This is a genomic window from Neobacillus sp. OS1-2, assembly GCF_030915505.1.
GTDB lineage: Bacteria > Bacillota > Bacilli > Bacillales > Cytobacillaceae > Neobacillus.
The window spans coordinates 660793-685516 of the sequence record NZ_CP133265.1; the positions used below are offsets into that span (position 1 = coordinate 660793).

A 24724-nucleotide genomic window follows, 5' to 3' on the forward strand; every position below is an offset into this window, starting at 1 on the left:
TGCCTTCACTTTAAATAAAGAAATGAGGAATCCCATATGATTAATTTAACTAAGGGAGTAACGATTTCTTCGCATAATATAATTGATGTATTATCTATGGAGTATCCGTTTTTCATCAATGAAAGAGACAATAATGTCGAATTCGCCTCTAGCTTTCCAAATATGATGTACACTTTATGGGGCTATATATGTACCTACAGGAAATTTCCAACCCAAAGTGCATTTGTTGCATTTTACCTGCTAGTTCATCAAGAAGCATTAAAAGGATATAATGAGACAGCCGTTACAGCCCGTTTACTACGCTCTTATCCTTCCCTTGCACGGGAAATTCACTTTTTCCAATTAGTGAAAGAATCAAATGAATTTAACCAGGTTTCCTACTGTTCATATGATGATGTAGAGGGTGGAGTAGATTTTAAAGTCACATTAGGTGGCATAGAATACAACATTTGCTGTTATGTAGAGACCCAACGTTCTTTATGGTTTCGTAATAAGAAGGGCTTTCGGCACAAAAATCCTGTCATGAATGCAATTGAAATGCCGCTAAACCTTTCGGAAGGTAAGAAAGTTGGTAATTGGATTGTTTATGATAAGGCGCAGGTCGAACTACTTCTAAACAAGGTGATAAATTATGCTTGGGTTCATTATGGACAGCATCCATTGGAACTACTGTCCAGCTAGAAAAAAAAGCCCACCCAAACAATTAAAAAGCCACCTGATTATTAACTCTCCTCAGATGGCTTTCCTATGTTATCCCTTAATAATTCTTTCTACAGGAGGAAACTTACTTTAATGACTTTGTTTAATAGAAAATGTGTATAATTTGTTTATTCATTGTCATTGCTACCTAAATAGGTGCGAAGGTTATTTGCCACTTCATCGACATCTAAATAAAGATATTTAGTTGTAACTGATATGTCGCTATGTCCCAATGCCTTGGATATCACTGCAACATTTGCCCCTTTATCAAGCAATGATTTGGCAAAACCCCTTCTTAATGCATGAGGATTGATGTTCTTTAATCCGTACATCTTGGAATACTTATTTAGCCGCTTCTGAATGTTATTATGTGTTGGGGAGGTTGAAACACAATCACCGTATTTTGTAATAAATACCAAGCTATTTCTCTTTCCATATCCCCTTCTAATTACCGAATTTTGTTTTATAAGTACGCCTAACAGCTGTTTCAGTAAGTCATCAAAAGGTAATTTAATTTGCTGATGATTTTTCATTATGCTGCCTTCCAAATTTAACACATTGTTTTTGAAGTCTATATGTTGTTCTTCAAGTTGAGTCAATGTATTTATTCGAATACCTGTTTTATACATCACTAGGACGGCTACAGCATCCCTTAGCTGAATGAAATTGCTTAAGTCTAGTAAAGACAGCAATACCTTAACATCACGCTCTGTTGCCCCTTCTTTAACCTTTTGGTCAACCCTTATATTAATGGTTTTCCAAAACTTTATTTGAATCCAACCGTTATCAAAGCAGCGGGAAAGGAAAGCTTTAAGACACTTTAATCTTGTTAATTTGGTCTGGTTACTAACATTCATACTATCTAACCATTTATAAATATCTTCTGCGGTAATATCCGCTACATTTTTTACTCTAGTTATTCTTTGAAAATGCTCTACATGAAGCACATAATCGCTTATGGTACGGCTTCTATTGCCGCTTACCTTCATTTGCCTTGTAATAATGTCAAGTACATCTGAAATCAACATTGAGTCATTATTTACCTCATGCTGTTTTGTTTTTTTCTTTGCCTTTGCTTTTGAAGCGTTCGAACTAGGAACAGTTAATTCATCCAATAATCCATTTACATCCACTTCAACATCAAATAATCCTTTTCTTTTGGTCATAAAAAAACCTCCTATATCGCAAATGATATAAGCCAATAATCGGTGTAATTTCTTACATGACCGTTATACTGACCGTTTCACTAAACGATATAAAAGGTTGATAAATTGCGGTGTATGTAGTGTTTTGATGGCGTCCCAGGAGAGATTCGAACTCCCGACCGTACGCTTAGAAGGCGTATGCTCTATCCGGCTGAGCTACTGGGACATATTCATGTATCAAAGACAAGATTTATTATATTATCCAACTACCATAAAGTCAACAGGTTTTTAATTCTTTTTTCAATAATAAAAGTGGGAGGATTTCTCCCACTTTTATTATTGTGCAAATTCACGGGCAAGGTCTGTCAATTCCCGCCCATTTATCTCAAACACAGATAGCTTGATTTTATTGTCTTGTAAATCAAGAATAACATATGTTTTTTCTAAACGCTCACGCGGGAGTCGAATGCTGCCGGGATTTAGAAATAAGACTCCATCAATCAATTCTGCTCCTAATATATGCGAGTGGCCAAAGCAGACGATATTCGCATTTACTTCTGAGGCCTTATATTTTACATTCATTAACGTAGATTTCACCGAGTAACGATGGCCATGGGTTATGAAGAACTTTTTCCCGGCCACCTCTGAAGTAGTGTCCAGTGGATACCCACCGCCAAAATCACAATTCCCCATCACGGTCAAGTAACCTAATATTGCCTTGTCGTCCGGCATCAGCTCTGAATCACCGCAGTGAATCATTAAATCAACTTCGTTTAGATGTCTTTCTCTTAAGACCTCGAGTTCCTTCGTCAATCCGTGGCTATCACTGACAACTAACACCTTGCTCATAATTGGCCTGCTCCTTCTAGAATAGAATCAAGGATCACATCAAGCTGCTTTAGGGCATTGGCACGGTGGCTGATGCTATTCTTTTCATCTGCAGATAGCTCTGCCATGGACCTGCCTTTTTCCGGCACATAAAAAACAGGATCATAGCCAAAGCCATTCGAGCCACAGCGCTCTTCCAAAATTCGACCTTCGCAGGTGCCTGACACCGTCCTTGTTTCTTGACCTGGCATGCTAATGGCTAATGCACAATAGAATCTCGCAGATCTCTCGCTTTTAGGTACACCCTGTAATTCCGATAATACCTTATCAGTATTGTTTTGATCATTTTTTGGCTCGCCAGCATAACGCGCCGAATAGATTCCTGGTCTGCCGTCAAGGGCGTCTACGATTAGTCCAGAATCATCGCCAATGACCATTTTATTAAGCTTCTTAGATACCGAATCAGCTTTAAGGATAGCATTTTCTTCAAAGGATGTGCCTGTTTCCTCTACATCTGGGATCTCTGGGTAATCAAGCAATGTCCGTACTTGGATCCCTCTGTTTGAAAAAATTTGTTCAAATTCCCGAGCCTTACCGGGATTCTTCGTTGCAATAATGACTTCCTTCATAGTAATCTCCTCTTATTCTAGACTTCTTCTTTTATGGGTCTAACGACAGTAACCACACAACATAACTCATTCAGCAACCTATTTCTTCCGCCTGCCCTCAATCTTTCGGATAATATCCTCACCCAATGCAGCTTTTTGCTGCTCAAAGAGCTCCATGAGACCCTCCTGTGCTACCTGCAGGAGGCCTTGAAGCTGATCATAGGAAAAGGTTGATTCTTCGCCAGTCCCCTGTAGTTCTACAAATTCGCCGTTTCCGGTCATTACGACATTCATATCGACGTGCGCCTTGGAATCCTCTGCATAATTTAAATCAAGAACAAGATTGCCATTCGCCAAAATTCCTACGCTTGTCGCTGCTAAATAATCGGTAATCGGGAACTTTGAAAATGACTTTTTCTCAGCTAGTGCATGTAAAGCAAGTGTCATGGCAACAAATGCACCGGTGATGGAGGCAGTACGTGTACCGCCATCTGCCTGAATAACATCACAATCAATCCAAACGGTTCGCTCGCCAATGGCACCAAGATCTACAATTGCGCGAAGGGCGCGGCCAATTAACCGCTGAATCTCCATCGTGCGACCGGACACCTTTCCTTTCGAGGATTCGCGAATGTTTCTTGATTCTGTTGCCCTTGGGAGCATCGAATATTCGGCTGTGATCCAGCCTTTGCCTTCGCCTCTCATAAAGTGAGGAACACGGTCTTCAATGCTCGCAGTACATATAACCTTTGTATTTCCTACAGATATAAGGACAGAACCTTCTGGATGCATCAAATAATTAGTTTCAATATGTATCGGTCTTAGCTGTGAAGGCTCTCTACCATCAACGCGCATTCAAAATTCCTCCTTTAAAAATTTTCAAATAAAGAAGAGGCGGCACTAAAGGGCCAACCTCTTTCATTGTCACTATATAGTATAACAAAAATATTTTTTTAAAAACTACCTGTATTGACTTTTTCTGGACGAGTGACTGGCTCTGATACTTTTTTGCCTTTATCATTTTTTATCTCTGCTTTACCGTCCACCTGAACAGCCACTTTTTCCACTCCCTGCTGCTCGGTTAAGGAAAGGACGATTGCATCTAGTAAAGATTGTGAAACTTCCTTTTTATCGAAACTGTCATAAATATTCTTATTGAAGTTCAAAGTAACGACTCCATCTTTATAGGTTGGTGCCTCAAGCAGTTTCGCGTCAGAGACAAACTCGGAAACAAGCGTTGATTTTGCACTAGGCCCTTTAATTAGTTCATTGACGACCGCAGCATATTGATCCTTCTCGTTATTGCTGATCCGGCGGGTGACCGGAACGTAGTAGTATGAGCCCTCTTCACCACCAATATAATAAACGGTGACTGGCTTCGTATTCGTGATATCGACGACATCATTCGTATCAATATTTATTCCTGTTGCTCTTGATAGATTTTGGCTGATAGGTGTGCCGTTGACAGGCATTTCCGTTAGTTCATGCCCGTTCATTTGCAGCTTGACCGTTTTAACATTATCAAATTGTGTCAAGGTCCACGTGACAGATTGGAGTATTTTCTCCTCATCTTCCGGTTTGTAGTCCTTAAATTCTTTTGAAAAATTAACGGTAGCGACGCCTGTGTCTTTTTCAATGTTGACAGATAGGGTGGTATCCTCAGGAAGGACAGCTCTAAAACCATTAGGAATCATGTCAGTCCCTTGACCATTTGCGACTAAATATTCAAGTGCTTGTTTGGCAACTGAGGTTGTTTTCGGCAGGTTTAATGTTTGCGGCACGACATAGCCATCTTTATCAATTAAGTATAGTTCTGTCTTTATGGCGTTTTCTACCTTACTTTTTTCTTTCGTCGCCGTTTCCTTACTGACTGGTTTATTGGTAACAGTTACACTTTTTGGCGGATCAATTTTCTTTTGTGTTTCACCGCCAAACAATCCACAACCCGAAAGCAGCACGGCTGAACCAAGCATGGTTACACCTAGGATTTTCGCTTTATTTTTAGACACATTAATTCCCCCCTAAGACAGTTTGTACTATCATGTATACGAGCTTTATGAAAAATTAGACCGCATTAGGAAAGAAAATAGGACAAATTTTTTTGGGCGAAACTAAAAGCCCTATCTAATTGATAGAGCTCCATTTCATAGTTTTATTTTTTTTACATTGTCCACGGGGATGCCAAGCCACTGAGAGGCAATTTTTGAAAAAAGCGATTTAGAGCCTGTTGTGTAAAATTCATGCTTCGGCTCAACCTCTGAATCATCCAGCTGCCCGTTATATTGAAGAATCGCACTAATCTCACGAGCTGTTTCATCACCAGAACTAATAACCTGTACGCTTTCGCCCATTACGTTTTTTACAAGTGGTTCAAGCAATGGATAATGGGTACACCCCAAAATCAATGTATCTAAATTTTGATCCAATAGGGGTGCCAACGCTTCATCTACAATCCTTTCGGCAATCAGCCCGTTGTATTCACCGCTTTCCACTAGAGGGACAAACTTCGGACACGCATGACTCGTAACAAAAAGCCGGCTGTTTAGCGATTTCAAAGCCTTCTCATACGCACCACTTTTAACTGTACCTACAGTGCCAATAATACCAACCCGATAATTCTTTGTCCGCTTAATGGCGGCACGTGCCCCTGGATTAATGACCCCAAGGACGGGGATAGACAATTCCTTGCGAATTTCATCAAGGGCAGCGGCAGTTGCAGTATTGCAGGCAATCACAAGCATTTTTATATTTTTTTTCAATAAAAAGGTGGTCAATTCCCATGTGAACTTCTTTACTTCATTCCTTGTTCTCGGACCATATGGACAGCGAGCTGTATCCCCCAAATAAATAATTTTCTCATTTGGAAGCTGTCTAATAATCTCTTTGGCAACGGTTAATCCACCGACACCGGAATCAATAACGCCTATTGGTTGTTTCAAACATCTCGCCTCATTTATCGCATTTCCTGATGCAGTTTCATCAAGTTGGATTGAAGAACTTGAATTTCTTCTAGTGTGAAGTTTTTCAATACATCCCCTAAGTATACTTGACGTTTCTTAATTACTTCATCAATGATTCTCTTACCTTCTTCGAGCAAATGAATTCTCACCACTCGACGATCGCTCGGATCTTTCACCCGCTCCACGAGAAGATTTTTCTCCATCCGGTCGACAAGATCGGTTGTCGTGCTGCAGGCCAAATACATTTTATTCGAAAGCTCGCCAATTGTCATATCGCCGTCTTCAAAAAGCCATTGCAATGCCACGAATTGGGGAGGCGTAATCTTATAATTACTTAACATTTCACGTCCCTTTTGCTTGATAATTCCAGAAATGTAGCGTAAATCTTTTTCTATATTGGCAAAAATATCCCCAGGTACCTTTTGCGGATTTTCGAGTTCCATTATTTAACACTCCTAATAGTAGCTTCTCCTCTAGACCAACAATACAAAGAAAATTATATAAGCTTTTCCTTATTTTCACCTTTTTTCGTTAAAATTTCAAGCTGAAACTTTTTGAAGAATCCCTACTGGCAGGTGGAAGAAATACTGCTACCAAAAAGCCAATCTTCCATATAAAAGAATCAAATTAGTTTCACATACTTTGGAGATAGTATAGAATGATGAACAGATAAAAATAAGTCTCAATAAACAACAAAGGTGAGAAGAATATGGTCATAAACATTAGTAACGCGGCATTAAAATGGTTTCAAGAGGAAGTGGAGTTAACCAAAGGAGATAAAGTGAGGTTCTATACACAAATTTACGGGAGCAGCCCAATCCAAGAAAATTTTGCCCTTGGGTTTACAGTTGATAATGAACCGATTGATATGTCTGTTAAAACTGAAATAGAAGGAATTACTTTTTTTGTAGAAAGTACGGATTTATGGTTCTTTAATGGACATGATTTACATGTTGATTACAATCAACAAAAGGATGAAGTGGAGTATAGTTATACAAAGTCAGCATAAACCAAATCATTTGAAAAAGCATCGGTGATCCGATGCTTTCTCAATTTGGGTGAAATATGAACCCTCTATACCTCCACATGCCGCGCCATTGGCAAAATCACTTCAATTATGGTTCCTTTTTGATCACTCCAAAAATGAATCGAGCCATCATGATTTTCAACGATTTGTTTGGAGATCATGATCCCTAGTCCGGTACCATCCTCTTTGGTAGTGAAAAACGGCTCTCCCAGTCGTCTTAAGATATGCACTGGCATACCGCTGCCAGTATCTTTTATAAGCAGCTTTACCTTATTAAAGCTGTGTTTTTTCAATTCGATTGTGACGACGCCGCCTTTTGGCATTGCTTCAATAGCATTTTTCAAGATATTTATAAAAACTTGTTTTAATTGATTTTTATCACATTTAATCGTGATATTCTTCGCCTGATAGATCCTCTCAATATGAACCCCGTTCATATTCGCCTGGGTATCAATTAATGTTTTTACATTGTCAAGAAGCGAAATTAAATCAACCGTTTCAATCTTTAACTCTTGCGGTTTTGCAAGCACCAATAACTCACTTAAAATCAGCTCGATCCGATCCATCTCTGATTGGATTATTTCAAAGTACGGTTTATCACCCTCTGCCTGTGCCTCCATTAACTGAAGAAACCCTTTAATTGCCGTCAGGGGATTCCGAACCTCATGAGCAATCCCTGCTGCAAGCTGGCCAGCAACGCTTAATTTTTCTGAGTTTAGTAACAGTTCTTGTGTCTTTTTCCGTTCTGTACAATCCCTAATAATAATATGCCTTGCTGATTGATTTTGAAAAATTGTTGGAATCCCTTTTACTTCAGCGAAAAAAGTAGTTCCATCCAAACGGATTAGCTTGTATTCATAAAAGTCGGTGGCTTCACCATTCATAAGAAGCTTGGATCGCTGTTTGGCAATCTCTTGATAATCCGGATGAATAATATCAAAAAACTTTTTATTCAAAAGATCCTGTTTCTTTGTTGCGCCAAATAATTTTACACCTGTTTCATTAAAAAAAAGAATCTCATTTTCTTTTGCAATAATGACAGCATCCGGGGAATACTCAACGATATCCCGATAAGTCTCCTCCCGTTTTTTCCCCTCTTCCTCTACTCTCGTTCGCTCTGAAATATCTCTAAACACACTGACCACTTCTAATACATGAAGGGTATCGGGGGCAATAATTGGTTTGCAAAGAGACTCCATCCAAACAAAACTTCCATCCCTTTTTCGAATACGGTAGCAATCCCTTCTTTCTTCATGACTGCTAAGAGCCTCTTTTCGAATGATAAAAGTTTTTTCAGCATCATCTGGATGGACAAAGAATAAGAAATTTTGTTTGATTACTTCTTCAGCCGGGTAGCCAAGAATATGTTCACATGAAGGGGAGACATAAATAATTTCTCCCTGCAAATTCGTACTAATAATAAGATCCAATAGGTTGTCCGTTAATACACGCTGCATTTCTTCTATTTTTCTTACTTCTTCTTTCTTTCTTTTTAATTCCGTAATATCTCTTGCAACTGCACAGACCCCCACTATTTGGTCATTTACGCAAATGGGGATATTCGTAATATTCAGGTCAACATACTCCCCCATTTTATTTACCATTTTACAATCAAAATTTTGGACTTGACCTAAAACCGCTTGATGAAAATGATGAAAGACTTTATTTACCTGATCAATTGGAAAAAGAAATTGGAGCTTTAACTTATTCGCTTCTTCTTGTGCATATCCTGAAATCTTTTCGAATGCTGGATTCCCCCGCACCAGTTGCCCTTCGATGTCTATTGTAAAAATGCCATCTTTGTTATACGTGAACATTGTTTCATACCGGCTCTTATTTTCAGTTAAATAATTGATTAAAAGCAATCTCTTCTCACTTTTTATTGCTTCTACAGGACCGCTCATCTCTCTCTATCAGTTCCTTCCTCAACGAAATTAGTGAAAAAATAAAAGCCAAGATGTGTAAGTCTCCCATCTTGGCTTGTGTCTAGCTCACGTCTAACGCTACCGTCTATGTGTTGTTATCGCTAAAATAAGAGGGCTCTTTTATCTATGTGAATAAAGCATTAATTCTATTAACCTACAGTTTATTTTAAATTTTACTTATAAAACTTTCAAGGCATTTCTACTATTTTCCATAATCTTATGTAACTTTTGTGTATAAAAACGATGAACCGGCCTCCAAAAATGGATGCCGGTCATCATTAAAGTTCTAGCTCTCCCATACGAAGGAGCTCTACAACTGCTTGTGAACGCCCCTTTACACCAAGCTTTTGCATGGCATTTGAAATGTGATTCCTAACTGTTTTTTCGCTTATAAATAATTCACCAGCGATTTCTTTCGTTGTTTTGTCTTGTACTAGTAGTTCGAATACTTCTCTTTCACGTTTGGTGAGTAGTGGCTTGTGATTATAATCATTCTCCTTCAAGTATTGTAACCCTCCTTGCCTTCGCCAGTAATGAATCGTGGGTGGGTGTATATTTAGTCACCATATCTTATGTGAATAATATAAATGAAGTGACTATATTTTCTTGCAGGAGAACGATTTTATAAAAAAAATACGAAGGATATTCTAACCTTTTGGTGCCAGTGAAGCAAAGGGTTTATGATGCTTTACGTTTTGCATAAATAATATACCGTTTTGGAGCATTACCGACATAGCGAAAGGGATAGCAAGTGGTGACAATTAATTCCTCCTGCTGATTCTGTAATGTAATAATGCTCGTATCGTCAGACTTCACAATCTTCGTTTTCGTAATTTCATAGGTAAAGTTTCCATAGGGCATTTCCATTTTTAAAGAATCCCCAATATTAAGTTCACCTAATTTACGAAATACGGTGTCACGGTGGCCAGACAAAACAATTTGCCCTTGATCGCCTGGAAAATAAGAACCCTTATAGTGCCCAACACCCTTTTCGAGATCATCCGGATCGGTCCCTTCAACGATTGCCAGCTCAGACTTAATCTTCGGAATAGTTAAGAGACCTACAGTATCCCCCATACCTGGAGGCGGGCTGTTTTCAACTTTCTTTGTTAGCGGTTCTGACTGCCGTTCAGCAATCATTTCCTTTGCTTGTTTAACAGAGGCTTTTGTTTGAACTTTCGTATCTACAAATTGCCAGACTCCAACACCTAATAAAATGAGCCCGATAGAAATAATCAACAGAGGAAGCTTCGACTTCACATGTAAAACCTACCTTTTCAAAAGGACATTATTTTCAAGTATACCAAAGGGGCACTTATAGAACTATTGGAAATCAGCATAAAAAAAGGAAAAAACCTTCCTTTCGAAGTAGAAAAGAAGGTTTTGGTTTATTTTAGTCGTTGTCGCTGCCAAAGAAGTTTCTGAATGCCTGCATAGAGGCATCACGGTTAATAGCTGCAATAGAAGTCGTAATTGGTATCCCTTTCGGACAAGCCTGCACACAGTTTTGTGAGTTACCACAACCTTGCATACCACCATCCTCCATGAAGGCATTTAACCGTTCTGCTTTATTCATCGCGCCTGTTGGATGGGCATTAAATAAACGAACTTGGTTAAAGACAGCAGGTCCCATAAAGTTGGTTTTGCTGTTTACGTTAGGACACGCTTCTAAACAGACACCACACGTCATACATTTAGACAGCTCATATGCCCATTGGCGTTTATTCTCCGGCATACGCGGTCCGGGTCCTAAATCGTAGGTTCCATCAATTGGAATCCAAGCCTTAACCTTTTTCAAAGAATCAAACATTCTGCTGCGATCTACTTGGAGGTCACGGACAACCGGGAACGTCCGCATCGGTTCTAAACGGATTGGCTGTTCTAATTGATCAACAAGTGCCGAACATGCTTGACGTGGTTTGCCGTTAATCACCATTGAACAAGCACCGCAAACCTCTTCAAGACAATTCATATCCCAAGCGATTGGGGTAGTGGATTGCCCTTTCCCATTAACAGGATTTTTCCGAATTTCCATTAACGCCGAAATAACATTCATATTCGGACGATAATCAACTTCAAATTCCTCCTCAAAAGGGGCAGAATCTGTGTTATCTTGACGCATGATTTTAAATTTCACTGTTTTCTTTTCAGACATTCTTTCCTACTCCCCTCTCCATTAATGTTTTTTTGTATAATCGCGCTCACGTGGTTTTAGTAACGATGTATCGACATCCGCATAATGGAATTCAGGGGCAGTCTTTGCATCAACAAATTTAGCCATTGTTGTCTTTAAGAATTCCTCATCATTCCGTTTAGGGAAATCAGGCTTATAATGTGCACCACGGCTCTCATTCCGATTGTAAGCACCAATAGTAATAACGCGGGCCAATTGCAGCATATTTTGTAATTGACGTGTGAATGCCGCCCCTTGGTTGCTCCATTTAGATGTATCATTAATATTAATGTGTTGGTAACGTTCCAAGAGTTCTTGAATCTTTTCGTCCGTTTTTAATAGTTGATCGTTGTAACGGACAACTGTTACGTTATCTGTCATCCATTCACCAAGCTCTTTGTGAAGGACATATGCATTTTCCGTACCATTTAGGGACATAATTCCGTTCCATTTTTCTTCCTGTTCTTTAACATGGCGATCAAACACAGAAGATGATACTGCTTCAGAAGTCTTCTCAAGTCCATCCACATATTTCACAGCGTTTGGTCCAGCGACCATTCCGCCATAAACTGCTGAAAGCAATGAGTTTGCCCCTAGTCTGTTGGCACCATGCTGAGAATAATCACACTCACCAGCGGCAAAGAGACCAGGAATAGTGGTCATTTGGTCATAATCAACCCATAGTCCGCCCATAGAATAATGAACAGCTGGGAATATTTTCATTGGAACCTTACGTGGATTATCGCCCATGAATTTTTCATAAATCTCGATAATACCACCTAATTTAACATCCAATTCATGCGGATCCTTGTGAGATAAATCAAGGAATACCATGTTCTCCCCGTTAATACCAAGTTTCTGACGTACGCACACATCAAAAATCTCACGTGTTGCAATATCACGTGGTACAAGGTTTCCGTATGCAGGATATTTTTCTTCCAGGAAGTACCATGGTTTTCCATCTTTATACGTCCAAATTCGGCCGCCTTCACCGCGAGCTGATTCACTCATTAAACGCAGTTTATCATCACCAGGGATGGCAGTAGGATGAATTTGGATCATCTCACCATTCGCGTAAGTTGCACCCTGCTGGTAAACAATTGATGCAGCAGAGCCTGTATTAATAACAGAGTTTGTTGACTTACCAAATATAATCCCAGGACCGCCTGTTGCCATGATGACAGCATCAGCAGAGAACGACTTAATTTCCATTGTTTTGAGGTTTTGCACGACAACACCACGGCAAACACCGTCATCATCAATAACGGTACCAAGGAATTCCCAGCCCTCATACTTTGTAACCAAACCGTCTACCTCATGACGACGAACCTGCTCGTCCAATGCATAAAGCAATTGCTGACCCGTTGTAGCACCAGCAAATGCTGTACGGTGATGCTGTGTACCGCCAAAGCGACGGAAGTCTAGTAATCCTTCAGGAGTACGGTTAAACATAACTCCCATCCGGTCAAATAAATTAATAATAAATGGTGCAGCATCACACATCGCCTTTACCGGAGGCTGATTTGCTAAGAAGTCTCCACCATAAATGGTATCATCAAAGTGAATCCACGGAGAATCCCCTTCACCTTTTGTATTTACAGCTCCATTAATACCACCTTGGGCACAAACAGAGTGAGAACGTTTTACCGGAACAAGAGAAAATAGCTCTACCGGTGTTCCTGTTTCTGCAACTTTGATGGTAGCCATTAAGCCAGCTAAGCCGCCGCCGACTACAATCACTTTACCTTTACTCATTCGTGACTCACTCCCTCAATCCAAAAATACACATATTTTTCCGACCAAAAATTTTATTAAATAAAAGCAACCAGTGTTTGAACAGCAACAATTGCTAGAACCACAAAAACACCAATTGTCACGTATGTAGAAATGACTTGTGAACGAGGTGACACCGTGATCCCCCAGCTAACTAAGAATGACCATAAGCCATTAGCAAAGTGGAAAATGGCTGAAATAATACCAACTAAATAGAATACAAACATGAAAGGTGATGTAAGAATATCATGCATCATATCAAAGTTAACCTCTGATCCAAATGCTGCCGCTATCCGTGTTTGCCATACATGCCACGCAATAAAGATCAATGTAATAACACCAGTAATACGTTGTAGGATGTACATCCAGTTTCTGTATGTACCAAACTTATTGACATTGCTAGTTGCGGTAAAAGCAATATAAAGTCCATAAATTGCATGATAAAGAATTGGTAAATAAATAACTACAGTTTCCAGCACAATCCGGAACGGCAGATTTCCCATAAAACCTGCAGCCTTATTGAAGGATTCAGGTCCTCCTGTTACAAAATGGTTGACTACAAGATGCTGCACTACGAATAATCCAATTGGGATTACCCCCAGCAGCGAATGCAATCTGCGATTAACAAATTCTCGATTACCCGCCATTATTTTACCCCCCTTTTAATTTTAAAAATGATGTTAAGTTTCTTCCCTTATAAAACCCCTTAAAAGAATTCATAACCTAGCATCACTGTGACAATAATGTGACATGTCCATTTTACTCCCAACATGCTAGAGCGTCAAGAAAACGGATACACAATCTTTACTAAAAAATAAAATTTTTAAAATATATTGATATTATAATAGACGGTGATAAAAAACACCGTTTATTTGAATTTTTTACAAATTTTACTCCCCAATTACCAACATCTAACTGTTGATTTTTCCGTATGAAAGGACATTATAATTATGATGATAAATGTGATTAGTTATTACGAAATAATATTTTCCCTTCCATTCCTGTTTTCGAGAAATCAGTTCTAAAACCTAATCAAAATTGTATATAATAGAATGATAGAAAGAGGGGAAACATGTGAAAGATAGTACAGTTGTCGATATAGATGTAAATTCACCGGAACCGCGAACCATCTCCATATTCGGATATGAGTTAATCAGAGAAGTCCTTTTACCTGAGATTCTAGGAAAAGACACCCCTGAAATCCTTTATTGGGCAGGTAAACGCCTGGCACGGAAATTTCCTTTAACCGATTTTGATCAAGTCGTTGAGTTTTTCGCTAATGCCTCATGGGGACAGCTTGAATTAGCAAAAGAAACGAAAAGTGAAATCGAAATTGAACTAACAAGCCCACTCATTGTGTCACGAGTGAAATCAAAAGCAGAGTACTTCTTCCAGCTTGAAGCCGGTTTCCTTGCCCAGCAAATTGAGCTTCAAAAAGAAGTCATCGCCGAAGCCTTCGAGCACCCAGTCAAAAAGGCAAACAAAGTCCAATTCACCATCAAATGGGACACAAAAGATCCAATCAAATAAAAATCGTTTTTGTTCATTTCCACTATTTTTATGTTTTAAAGGGTGACAGGCACCAGAATGGTGCCTGTCACCCTTTTTCGCCTTTCTACCTATTTGCTTAGTTCGAATGCTGCATGGAGTGCTTCTACTGCTTTAAGCATATTTTTTTCTTCGACGACGGCGGATACTTTTATTTCTGAGGTGCTGACCATTTTAATTTGGATATTATTAGCCGCTAGAACTTCAAACATTTTGGCTGCCACCCCCGGATTGGAGATCATGCCGGAACCAACAATGGATACCTTCGCTAATTTATTTTCTGCATCTAGTTGCTCATAGCCTAGCACTTCTTTATTGTCTTCTAATACCTTCAATGTCTCTAACAAATCATTTGTATGTATCGAGAAAGACAAATTCGCCGTACCACCCTCTGTTGTACTTTGAATGATAATGTCCACGTTAAGATGATTCTGTGCCAATGTTGTAAATATCGTTGACAGGCTAGTTAGTGAATTGGTAAGCCCCAATACCGTTACCCTAGTAATTTCGTCTTCAAACGCAACTCCGCGTACGACTAAATTTTGCTCCATTGTTGCTTCCCCCTCTATGACTGTTCCTTCTATTTTCTCCATACTTGAACGAACCTCAAGCTGAACTTGATAGTTCTTTGCAAACTCTACAGCTCTTGGATGCAAGACACCCGCACCCAAATTGGCAAGCTCCAGCATCTCATCATACGACACGGATAATAATTTACGTGCCGCTTTAACATACCTTGGGTCAGTGGTGAATACCCCGGTTACATCGGTATAAATATCACACTTATCTGCTTTAAGCGCAGCAGCTAATGCTACAGCAGTCGTATCAGAACCACCGCGGCCAAGGGTGGTAATCTCACCGTCCTCTGTGATTCCCTGGAACCCGGCAACAATAACCACCTTACCATCTGATAACTGGGTCTGAATGGCCTCCGTGTTAATTTTCGAGATTCTCGCATTTCCATGAACAGGTTCTGTCACAATACCCGCTTGCCAGCCTGTGAAGGAAACCGCATCAAGTCCTTGTTGATTTAAGGCCATCGAAAGTAAGGAGATGGTCACCTGCTCCCCAGTGGATAACAACATATCCATTTCTCGCTTACTTGGCTGCGAGGATATTTCCTTAGCCATGCTGACTAGTTGATCTGTAGATTTCCCCATTGCTGAAACGACTACAACGACGTTATTGCCTCGTTCCGTCTCCTCTTTCACACAGGCTGCCACATTCAAAATTCTTTCTGCACTGCCAACGGAGGTTCCCCCAAATTTTTGTACAATAAGCCCCATGATCTTCTTCCCCTTTTTTTAAGTAATACTATTAATTTTCCCCAAACACGCAAAAAAGCAATGAGAAGGGCATCTCATTGCTTTAAGAACACGAAAATATAAATTTCCGTACACACAATGTAAGATAGCTCTCCAAGACCAAGGTCTTGACAATCCTGCATTTATTCAATGCAGAACCAGCAAAGAAAGAAATGAGACCTTCCTTACTTCGGCGAACATCCCCTTTCATGATTCATCTTCGAAGCTCATCCTTCTCAGAACCATTACTATTGAAGCTCGCACCTCTACCTTCACTTTAATACGTAAAAAGTGATAGTAAATTAAATTTTCACTTATTATAGCATGTTCAATTTTTTCTGACAATCCTTACGATTGAAGTTTTTTGATTAATTCTTCCACTACATTGGCTGGGATTCCCAGGGCTCGAAATTCCTCAACCGTAGCTTCCTTCATTTTCTTAACCGAGCCGAATTCCTTTAGCAATTGTTTTTTCCGCTTTTCACCAATTCCCGGAATATCATCAAGTAATGAATGAAAGGCCGACTTCCCGCGAATTTGACGGTGAAAGGTAATCGCAAAGCGGTGAACCTCATCTTGGATCCTTTGCAATAAATAAAATTCTTGGCTGTTCCTTGCGAGAGGGACAATTTCTAGCGGATTTCCATATAGAAGCTGTGATGTTCGGTGTTTTTCATCCTTCACCAGACCAGCAAGCGGAATATCCAGCCCCAATTCATTTTCAAGCACATCTCTTACGGTCTCAACATGTCCTTTTCCACCATCAATGATAATCAAATCTGGGAGTGGCAGTTCATCCTTTAAGGCCCTGGAGTACCTTCTTCTTGTGACTTCCCGCATGGATTCATAATCATCGGGACCTTTTACTGATTTAATTTTATACTTGCGGTATTCCCGCTTGGTTGCCTTGCCATCGATAAAAACGACCATTGCAGAAACGGGGTCTGTTCCTTGAATGTTGGAGTTATCAAATGACTCAATCCGATGCGGAGTGTAAATCCCCAGTAATTCCCCTAGGTTTTCTACTGCCTTTATCGTTCTTTCCTCATCTTTTTCAATCAAGGAGAATTTTTCATTTAGAGCAATTTTGGCATTTTTAATGGCCATTTTGACGAGATCCTTTTTTTGTCCGCGCTGTGGCTGCAGCACTTTCACATCTTCGAGCAGCTGCTCCGCCATTGTTAGTTCTACCTCATCCTGAATCAAAATCTCTTTGGGCTTGAAATGATTGGCTTTTGTGTAGAATTGACCAAGGAAGGTTAAGATTTCTTCCTCCGGTTCATTGTAGATTGGAAAAGTAGAGACATCCCGTTCAATCAGCTTTCCTTGGCGGACAAAGAAGACTTGGACACACATCCAGCCTTTGTCAACAGCATAGCCAAAGACATCACGGTCCGTAAAATCAGTCATCGTAATTTTTTGTTTTTCCATAATCGTTTCAATATGAACAATTTTATCGCGGTATTCCTTTGCTCGTTCAAAATCTAGCTCATCGGCTGCTGCGGTCATTTTCTCAGTAAGCTCTTTTTTTATTTCTTTATGGCCGCCGTTTAAAAATCGAGAAATATCATCTGTTACTTTTTTATATTCTTCTTCACTAACCTCTTTAACGCAGGGGCCGATACATTGACCTAAATGATAATAAAAACATGGTCGTCCTGTGGTGAAGTTGTTGCATTTTCGTAGGGGAAACATGCGGTCAAGTAATTTCTTCGTTTCCTTTGCAGCACCAACATTCGGATAGGGGCCAAAATACTTCCCTTTATCTTTTCGTACTTTTCGCGTTATGACTAGCTGTGGGTGTCTTTCCGCAGTAATTTTTATAAACGGGTAGCTTTTATCATCCTTCAGCATGATATTGTATTTGGGATCGTATTTCTTGATAAGGTTTAGTTCGAGTAAAAGTGCTTCTATATTTGAAGAAGTAACAATGTATTCAAAGTCCTCAATTTCATTAACGAGCCTTAATGTCTTCCCATCATGTGATCCGGTAAAATAGGAACGAACACGATTCTTTAAAACTTTTGCTTTCCCTACATAAATAATCGTTCCCTGACGGTCTTTCATTAAGTAGCAGCCAGGCTGATCAGGCAGCAGTGTCAGTTTTTGATTAATTATCTCATTCATTTCCGGCCACTCCCATCCGTCTTTTTTTCTATCTTATAAAATAGTAATGCAAATGGCCATTAAAGGGAAGTGGGATGTTTTTCTTATCAAAAAAAACCTTAACTGGAACAAGCCCAGCTAAGGTTTCATTTTGTATCTTTGTATACTTAAACGTGCTTTTCTAATACACTTGCTAATGCTTCTTTAGGCTGGAAGCCGACTACTTTATCAACGACTTCGCCATTTTTCATGACCAACAATGTTGGAATGCTCATAACACCGAAGTTTGCAGCTGTTTGCGGGTTGTCATCCACATCAAGCTTCGTAATTTTCACTTTATCGCCCATGTCTGCATCAAGCTCTTCAAGAACTGGTGCAATCATTTTACAAGGTCCGCACCATGGTGCCCAGAAATCTACAAGGACAAGTCCTGAACCTGTTTCAGCCGTAAAATTTTGATCTGTTACGTGTGAAATAGCCATTTTTTATTTACCCCCTAATAAATACTGAAATACTACCCAGAGTATAACATCGATTGAAATAACACGCTAATAAATTGCTCTACTTGTTATTTTCCCTTATTTTAGCCATCATATTCCTAAAAATTTAGAAGCGAGCAGAACACCCTGCTCGCCCCATTATTATTATGAATGAACCTTAAGCTTTTTAAACTCTTCTGTTAATAATGGCACAACTTCGAAAAGGTCACCAACGATTCCGTAGTCTGCTACTTTAAAGATGTTTGCTTCAGGATCTTTGTTGATCGCAACAATCACCTTGGAGTTTGACATGCCCGCTAAATGCTGGATAGCGCCGGAAATTCCACAGGCAATATATAAGTCAGGCGTTACAACTTTACCAGTTTGGCCAATTTGTAAGGAGTAATCACAATAGTCGGCATCACACGCACCACGGGAAGCACCAACAGCTCCACCTAATACCTGAGCTAATTCTTTCAATGGTTCGAACCCTTGCGCACTCTTAACGCCGCGGCCTCCGGAAATAACCACTTTTGCTTCACTTAAATCAACACCCTCGCTTGCTTTTCTTACTACTTCTTTAATAATGGCACGAAGGTCTTTAATATCAACAGATAGGGAAGAAACCTCTCCAGTTCTGCTTTCATCCTTTTCTAAAGGAGCAATGTTATTTGGGCGAACCGTTGCAAAAATCAATCCGCTGGTTACAATTTTCTTTTCAAATGCTTTTCCAGAATAAATTGGCCGTGTAAACACGATATTTCCGCCGGCTGCTTCAACTGCAGTTGCGTCAGAAATGAGACCCGATGAAAGTTTCCCAGCAATTCTTGGTGCCAAATCTTTTCCAAGTGCTGTATGACCGAAAACAAGTCCTTCCGGTTTTTCCTGCTCAATAACTGCAAGTAATGCTTGGGCATACCCATCAGATGTATATTGATTTAATTTCTCATCTTCTACAATGATAACGCGGTCTGCACCATTTTGGACTAGTTCCGCTCCTAAAGCGCTTACAGCTTGGCCAACTAAGACACCAACAACATCTCCGCCCTCAGCAACCGTTTTTGCGGCAGCAATTGCTTCGAAAGAAACATTACGTAATGATCCGTCACGAACTTCTCCTAATACCAATACTTTTCTTGACATGTATGTTTACCTCCTGAAAAAACAATTTTTATGTGAATTCGATTAAATTACTTTTGCTTCAGTATGAAGTAGGTGAACAAGTTCTTTAACCTGATCATTTAATTCGCCGGCTAAAACTTTTCCTGCTTCTTTTTTGGCTGGCAGATAAATTTCAATTGTCTTAGTTTTCGCTTCAACATCATCTTCATCAAGGTCAAGGTCATCTAATTCTAATTCTTCAAGCGGCTTCTTCTTCGCTTTCATAATCCCCGGTAATGATGGATAACGAGGTTCATTAAGACCTTGTTGTGCCGTGATTAACATAGGCAGGCTTGTTCCAATGACTTCAGCATCCCCTTCAACGTCACGGGTAACGGTTACATTTGTTCCGTCAATTTCCAACTTGGTAATCGTTGTTACATAAGGGATATTTAATAACTCGGCAACACGCGGGCCAACCTGTCCTGATCCTCCATCGATGGCAACATTTCCGCCGATGATTAAATCTGCCTCTTTATCTTTTAAGTATTCAGCAAGGATTTTGGCTGTTGTAAATTGGTCACCATTCTCCACATCGTCTTCCGTATTGATTAGAACCGCCTTATCTGCACCCATTGCTAGAGCAGTACGCAATTGTTTTTCAGTTTCTTCGTTGCCAACAGAAATAACGGTTACTTCGCCACCATTGGCATCACGGACTTGGATGGCCTCTTCAATCGCATATTCATCATAAGGATTGATGATAAATTCCGCACCATCCTCATTGATTTTTCCACCGTTCAGCGTAATCTTTTCTTCCGTATCAAAGGTTCTTTTCATTAACACATAAATGTTCATGCTTTTGGTCCCCTCCTATGAAATATTCGAGCATTCGCTCAGTTTGAAAGATTGAGATAATTTTTTAGAAAAAAATTTATAAAACTTCTTAAAACAGGAGCCCTGCTTATGGAAGTTATTCACCTTTAAAGTTTGGTTCTCTTTTTTCGAGGAAGGCTTGTATCCCTTCTTTGGCATCGTTTGAAATAAAAACTTTACCAAACAATTCAGCCTCTTTTTTGGTACCTTCGTAAAACTCTTCTGTTTTTGCATAGTTTAATAATTGAATAGCAGCACCAATGGAGACAGGGCTTTTCTTAGCAATTTTCCCAGCTAATTGATAAGCCTGTTCCAATACATCGGTTTCTGGAAAAGCTCGGGTGGCCAACCCGTATTCTACTGCTTCTAAACCTGTGATGGGCTCAGATGTGAACAACATTTCTGCCGCACGGGCAACACCTACATATTTTGGCAGGCGCTGTGTACCGGCAAATCCAGGGATTAAACCAAGCTGCAGCTCAGGAAGGCCAAGTTTAGCCGTTTCGCTGACATAGCGGATGTGACAAGCCATAGCAAGTTCCAATCCGCCGCCAAGTGCTGCACCATGGATTGCGGCAATAATCGGCTTTGGAAACCTTTCCATACGATCAAATAAATCCTGACCAAATTTACCAAGATTAGCGAAATCTCCTGAAGAAGTGACCGTGGTAAATTCTTTAATGTCAGCACCTGCTGAGAAAAAGCGGCCTTCACCATGAATAACAATCACACGAATCTCACGGTTTGGTTCGATTTCATCCAGTATCGCCGACAATTCCCTTAAAAGACCTGATGAAAGGGCATTTGCCGGAGGACGCTGAATAGTAATCGTGGCAATACTTTCTTGATACGACCATTTTAAATATTCCAAAGTTTTTCCCCTATTCTTTTCCTCTTCTGAACCCACAGCCATTAATTAATAGGTGATGAACCGGGGTTGCCAGTTTTATCAAATTATACTTTTCCTCGTTCATTACCCATGAGGTAGCGGTTTCATCAATCGTACCGAAAATCATTTGCCGGGCAAGACGTACATCTAGGTCCGGTGAAAACTCACCCGTCTCTATGCCTTCGAGTATAATTTTATCAATCACCTGTAGGTACCCTTTTAGAACATTATTAATGCGAAGCCGTAAATCCTTGTTAGATTGGCGCAATTCCAACTGGGTCACAATGGCAAGATGGTGATCCTCATAAAGCAAACTGAAATGCGCTTCAATCATCTTTAATAACTTCTCCGCCGCCGTCCCTTTTCCTGCTATCATTTGATCTATTTTTTCAATGAATGTTCCCATTTTTTCTTCAAAGAGTGAGATGAGGATGTCTTCTTTGTTTTTAAAATAAAGATAAATCGTGCCATCTGCCACTCCCGCCTGCTTCGCAATTTTCGAAACTTGGGCTTGGTGGTAGCCATTTTCAGCAATAGCGATGACTGCAGCATCAATTATTTGCATGTATTTCGGCTTACTTTTTTTCAATCTATCCCCCCCTTTGATAGAAAAGCGGAAGCGCCTTGGTCAGGGGCGACAGGCATAAGACGAGACGGCGAGAAGGTTGCTCTTTAACCTTCTTGACGGATTGGCTTATGACCCAGAGCCCCTAGGCGCTGCAGCTGGACATTTCTCAAAGTATAAAAAATAAAAATATGAATGAATCATCATTCATATTTTTATAATAGAATCTATCTTCACTTCTGTCAAGAACTTCTGTCAGAAACTTTGGCTACGTATTATCATATATCAGACAAGCCTATCCGTTCAAAAAAAATTTTCTAGATTAGGCGTGTTTTTGAGCTTCTTCCTCTATTTTTCTCTTTTCCTCTTCAACAAGCATTCTTCTTAAAATTTTTCCTACTGCTGTTTTGGGCAATTCATCTCTAAATTCATATAGCCGCGGTGCCTTATATGCAGCCAGAAATTTCCTTGCATATTGATTCATTTCATCTCCCGTAACCGTTGAACCTTCTTTTAGAACAATATACGCTTTAACCGTTTCACCGCGATATGGATCTGGAATGCCTGCTGCAACTGCCTCGAGCACATCGGGATGTTCATATAATACCTCTTCAATTTCGCGAGGATAAATATTGTAGCCCCCGGCAATAATCATATCCTTTTTACGGTCGACGACGTAAAAATATCCTTCCTCATTCATATATCCTAAGTCACCCGTATAAAGCCAACCATCATGCAGAACTTCTCTTGTTTCTTCTGGACGATTCCAATAGCCTTTCATAATTTGTGGACCTTTAATGACAATTTCGCCAATTTCTCCTACAGGCATGTCTTCACCTGTTTCAATAGAGACAATTTTTGCATTGGTATCAGGGTACGGAACGCCGATACTTCCCTTTACTCTTTCTACGTCCCACAAAAAATTGGAATGAGTGACTGGTGATGCTTCCGATAACCCATAGCCTTCCACCAGTTTTCCCCCAGTCACCTCCTCAAATTTCTCCTGTACTTCCAGCGGAAGCGGGGCTGAACCGCTAATGCATGCCTCAATCGAAGATAAATCGTATTTTTTTAAATCAGGATGGTTTAATAAGCCGATATAAATAGTTGGGGCACCGGGAAATAGGGTCGGGCGCTGTTTATGAATCGTCTTTAACGTTGTCAATGCATCGAATTTCGGCAGTAATATCATTTTGCAAGCCATCTTAATTGATAGGATCATGCAGACAGTCATCCCATAAACATGGAAAAACGGGACAATTCCCAGCATCGATTCTTCACCGGGCTTCGCTTTATATAACCATGCCTCACTCATCAACGTGTTCGATTGTAAATTTTTATGTGTTAACATGACACCTTTTGGAGAGCCGGTTGTTCCACCCGTATATTGCAATAGCGCTATGTCTTCATCAGGGTTGAAGTCGTATTTCGTTAATTCTTTCGGGTTTTCCTTCAAAATTTCAGTCAATAAATGGGAGGATTCCCCGTGTTTGACTTTCACGACAATTCCATATTGTTTTTTCTGGATGTAAGGATAGATTAGATTCTTTGGAAATGGCAAGTAGTCTTTGATAGCGGTTACAATAATATGTTGTAAATCCGTTTTCGGCATAACCTTTGAGACTCTTGGGTAGAGGATGTCTAGGGTGATAATTACTTTGGCTCCGGAGTCCTTCATTTGATATTCAAGTTCACGTTCCGTATATAATGGGTTGGTTTGGACGACAATTCCACCAGCCATTAATATACCAAAATAACTAATAACTGCTTGTGGTGTATTGGGGAGCATAATCGCGATTCGATCGTCTTTTTTAATTCCCATATGCCCCTGAAGGTAACTGGCAAAACGTACTACATCTTCATACAACTGTTTGTAGGTCATTTCTTTGCCCATAAAATGAATCGCTATTTTCTCTGGAAACTTTCTTGCTGCATCTGCCAAATATTCTTGCACAGGTTCTGAGGAGTATTCAAGTGTGGTAGGAATTTCTTTTGGATAATGATTCAACCATGGTTTTGATTCCAACATGCATAACCTCCCTCTTATTTATCTGTATAATTATAAAAATTCAAAACTCTCTTTTATTATAGTACAGTACTTCACAATAGACAATGAAGAAAAGCTTCAACAGGATAGTTGATGGCTTAAATTTCTTATTGAAAAAAAACACCGCTGAATCAGTTTCAGCGATGTCATGTTTAAGCAAAAAACACAAAATAGATAATACCAAGTAGCACAAATAAGCCGCATAAACCAATAAGAACTTTTGCTAATGTTTCCACTTTCATTCTCCCCTTACGAAATCCCTGCCCCAATCACGTATGACAATCCAACTGAGATAATCAGCGAAATCAACCCTACTGCACGATTATCATTCTGAATTTCTTCATCAATTTTAAATTTTGGCGTTAAAAATTCGAAGATAAAATAGCCGACAAGTAATAGCACAAAACCGTAGATCCCCCAACCAATCATTTCAAGCAGAGAATTATGCACGTCGACGGATGCACGGAAAATATTCGCTACACCAAATATTTTCCCCCCGGTTGCCATTGCCACAGCCAAATTCCCATTTTTAATTTCTTCCCAATTTTTATATTTTGTTACCATTTCAAAAATGGCTAAAAAGACAACCATACAAAGAATAACTACACTATAATAGGCAGCAATTTGAATATATTCGTTCTCCCAAAACTGGTCCATTTTTCGCTTCTCCC

Annotated in this window: 25 protein-coding genes, 1 tRNA gene and 1 riboswitch; of the genes, 3 read left to right on the forward strand and 23 right to left on the reverse strand. The window is 39.7% G+C overall.

What is annotated here, in order from left to right:
- Nucleotides 1-36: 36 nt before the first annotated feature.
- Complete coding sequence (locus tag RCG19_RS03440; protein WP_308109686.1) at nt 37-681, forward strand: hypothetical protein; 645 nt, start codon at nt 37-39, stop codon at nt 679-681.
- 146 nt (nt 682-827) lie between these two features.
- Here RCG19_RS03440 and RCG19_RS03445 read toward each other — a convergent pair whose 3' ends face one another.
- The 8 genes from RCG19_RS03445 to RCG19_RS03480 all read right to left on the reverse strand — a co-directional run bounded on the left by RCG19_RS03445 (nt 828) and on the right by RCG19_RS03480 (nt 6683).
- Complete coding sequence (locus RCG19_RS03445; protein ID WP_308109687.1) at nt 828-1865, reverse strand: tyrosine-type recombinase/integrase; 1038 nt, start codon at nt 1863-1865, stop codon at nt 828-830.
- A 128-nt stretch (nt 1866-1993) separates the two neighbouring features.
- Nucleotides 1994-2070: transfer RNA gene (locus RCG19_RS03450), tRNA-Arg, on the reverse strand.
- A gap of 110 nt (nt 2071-2180) precedes the next feature.
- The gene (locus RCG19_RS03455; protein ID WP_308109688.1) at nt 2181-2693 is read right to left on the reverse strand and encodes a metallophosphoesterase family protein; all 513 of its coding nucleotides are present in this window, start codon (nt 2691-2693) and stop codon (nt 2181-2183) included.
- Nucleotides 2690-3301 (reverse strand): XTP/dITP diphosphatase, encoded by a 612-nt coding sequence (locus tag RCG19_RS03460; RefSeq protein ID WP_308109689.1) that lies wholly within the window; start codon nt 3299-3301, stop codon nt 2690-2692. The genes RCG19_RS03455 and RCG19_RS03460 overlap by 4 nt, the downstream gene beginning before the upstream one ends.
- 78 nt (nt 3302-3379) lie before the next feature.
- Nucleotides 3380-4135 carry a ribonuclease PH gene (rph, locus tag RCG19_RS03465; RefSeq protein WP_166239260.1) on the reverse strand — a complete coding sequence of 252 codons (756 nt, stop codon included), beginning with the start codon at nt 4133-4135 and terminating at the stop codon, nt 3380-3382.
- 98 nt (nt 4136-4233) lie between these two features.
- Entirely contained in the window at nt 4234-5289 is a 1056-nt protein-coding gene (locus tag RCG19_RS03470; protein ID WP_374049574.1) for a GerMN domain-containing protein, read from the reverse strand.
- 135 nt (nt 5290-5424) lie between these two features.
- The gene (gene racE / locus RCG19_RS03475) at nt 5425-6219 is read right to left on the reverse strand and encodes a glutamate racemase (protein WP_308109691.1); all 795 of its coding nucleotides are present in this window, start codon (nt 6217-6219) and stop codon (nt 5425-5427) included.
- A gap of 14 nt (nt 6220-6233) precedes the next feature.
- The gene (locus RCG19_RS03480; protein ID WP_308109692.1) at nt 6234-6683 is read right to left on the reverse strand and encodes a MarR family winged helix-turn-helix transcriptional regulator; all 450 of its coding nucleotides are present in this window, start codon (nt 6681-6683) and stop codon (nt 6234-6236) included.
- Nucleotides 6684-6949: 266 nt separating this feature from the next.
- Here RCG19_RS03480 and RCG19_RS03485 point away from each other — a divergent pair, with 266 nt between their 5' ends.
- Nucleotides 6950-7249, forward strand: coding sequence for a HesB/YadR/YfhF family protein (locus tag RCG19_RS03485; protein ID WP_166239254.1), 300 nt, complete (start codon nt 6950-6952; stop codon nt 7247-7249).
- A gap of 65 nt (nt 7250-7314) precedes the next feature.
- Here the strand turns inward: RCG19_RS03485 and RCG19_RS03490 are convergent, their stop codons facing one another.
- The 6 genes from RCG19_RS03490 to RCG19_RS03515 form a co-directional block, all read right to left on the reverse strand.
- Nucleotides 7315-9171, reverse strand: coding sequence for a PAS domain S-box protein (locus RCG19_RS03490; RefSeq protein WP_308109693.1), 1857 nt, complete (start codon nt 9169-9171; stop codon nt 7315-7317).
- Between the two features lie 299 nt (nt 9172-9470).
- The gene (gerE, locus tag RCG19_RS03495) at nt 9471-9695 is read right to left on the reverse strand and encodes a spore germination transcription factor GerE (protein WP_007087335.1); all 225 of its coding nucleotides are present in this window, start codon (nt 9693-9695) and stop codon (nt 9471-9473) included.
- Nucleotides 9696-9870: 175 nt separating this feature from the next.
- Nucleotides 9871-10452, reverse strand: a complete 582-nt coding sequence (locus tag RCG19_RS03500) for a class D sortase (RefSeq protein WP_308109694.1) — start codon at nt 10450-10452, stop codon at nt 9871-9873.
- A gap of 133 nt (nt 10453-10585) precedes the next feature.
- Complete coding sequence (sdhB, locus tag RCG19_RS03505; RefSeq protein WP_308109695.1) at nt 10586-11347, reverse strand: succinate dehydrogenase iron-sulfur subunit; 762 nt, start codon at nt 11345-11347, stop codon at nt 10586-10588.
- 21 nt (nt 11348-11368) lie between these two features.
- Entirely contained in the window at nt 11369-13120 is a 1752-nt protein-coding gene (gene sdhA / locus RCG19_RS03510; protein WP_166239246.1) for a succinate dehydrogenase flavoprotein subunit, read from the reverse strand.
- A gap of 56 nt (nt 13121-13176) precedes the next feature.
- Complete coding sequence (locus RCG19_RS03515; RefSeq protein ID WP_166239244.1) at nt 13177-13785, reverse strand: succinate dehydrogenase cytochrome b558 subunit; 609 nt, start codon at nt 13783-13785, stop codon at nt 13177-13179.
- Between the two features lie 427 nt (nt 13786-14212).
- On the opposite strand from RCG19_RS03515, the gene RCG19_RS03520 reads away from it, so the two are divergent.
- Nucleotides 14213-14668: a YslB family protein gene (locus RCG19_RS03520; protein ID WP_308109696.1), complete on the forward strand. Its 456-nt coding sequence runs from the start codon at nt 14213-14215 to the stop codon at nt 14666-14668.
- An 89-nt stretch (nt 14669-14757) separates the two neighbouring features.
- On the opposite strand, the gene RCG19_RS03525 is transcribed toward RCG19_RS03520, so the two are convergent.
- From RCG19_RS03525 to RCG19_RS03565, 9 genes are all read right to left on the reverse strand, one after another.
- Nucleotides 14758-15972 carry an aspartate kinase gene (locus RCG19_RS03525; protein ID WP_166239242.1) on the reverse strand — a complete coding sequence of 405 codons (1215 nt, stop codon included), beginning with the start codon at nt 15970-15972 and terminating at the stop codon, nt 14758-14760.
- 117 nt (nt 15973-16089) lie between these two features.
- Nucleotides 16090-16267: riboswitch (Lysine riboswitch) on the reverse strand.
- A gap of 71 nt (nt 16268-16338) precedes the next feature.
- On the reverse strand, nt 16339-18117 hold the full coding sequence (gene uvrC, locus RCG19_RS03530) for an excinuclease ABC subunit UvrC (protein WP_166239239.1): 1779 nt from the start codon (nt 18115-18117) through the stop codon (nt 16339-16341).
- Between the two features lie 146 nt (nt 18118-18263).
- Nucleotides 18264-18578, reverse strand: coding sequence for a thioredoxin (trxA, locus tag RCG19_RS03535; protein ID WP_166239237.1), 315 nt, complete (start codon nt 18576-18578; stop codon nt 18264-18266).
- A 162-nt stretch (nt 18579-18740) separates the two neighbouring features.
- A complete protein-coding gene (locus RCG19_RS03540; RefSeq protein WP_308109697.1) occupies nt 18741-19718 on the reverse strand; it encodes an electron transfer flavoprotein subunit alpha/FixB family protein in 978 nt (325 codons plus the stop codon).
- Nucleotides 19719-19760: 42 nt separating this feature from the next.
- The gene (locus RCG19_RS03545; protein WP_308109698.1) at nt 19761-20534 is read right to left on the reverse strand and encodes an electron transfer flavoprotein subunit beta/FixA family protein; all 774 of its coding nucleotides are present in this window, start codon (nt 20532-20534) and stop codon (nt 19761-19763) included.
- 115 nt (nt 20535-20649) lie between these two features.
- Nucleotides 20650-21423 carry an enoyl-CoA hydratase gene (locus tag RCG19_RS03550; protein WP_308109699.1) on the reverse strand — a complete coding sequence of 258 codons (774 nt, stop codon included), beginning with the start codon at nt 21421-21423 and terminating at the stop codon, nt 20650-20652.
- Between the two features lie 10 nt (nt 21424-21433).
- Entirely contained in the window at nt 21434-22030 is a 597-nt protein-coding gene (locus RCG19_RS03555) for a fatty acid metabolism transcriptional regulator FadR (RefSeq protein WP_166239229.1), read from the reverse strand.
- Between the two features lie 298 nt (nt 22031-22328).
- On the reverse strand, nt 22329-24035 hold the full coding sequence (locus tag RCG19_RS03560) for an AMP-binding protein (RefSeq protein WP_308109700.1): 1707 nt from the start codon (nt 24033-24035) through the stop codon (nt 22329-22331).
- Nucleotides 24036-24302: 267 nt separating this feature from the next.
- Nucleotides 24303-24710: a DUF350 domain-containing protein gene (locus tag RCG19_RS03565; RefSeq protein ID WP_308109701.1), complete on the reverse strand. Its 408-nt coding sequence runs from the start codon at nt 24708-24710 to the stop codon at nt 24303-24305.
- Nucleotides 24711-24724 lie beyond the last annotated feature (14 nt).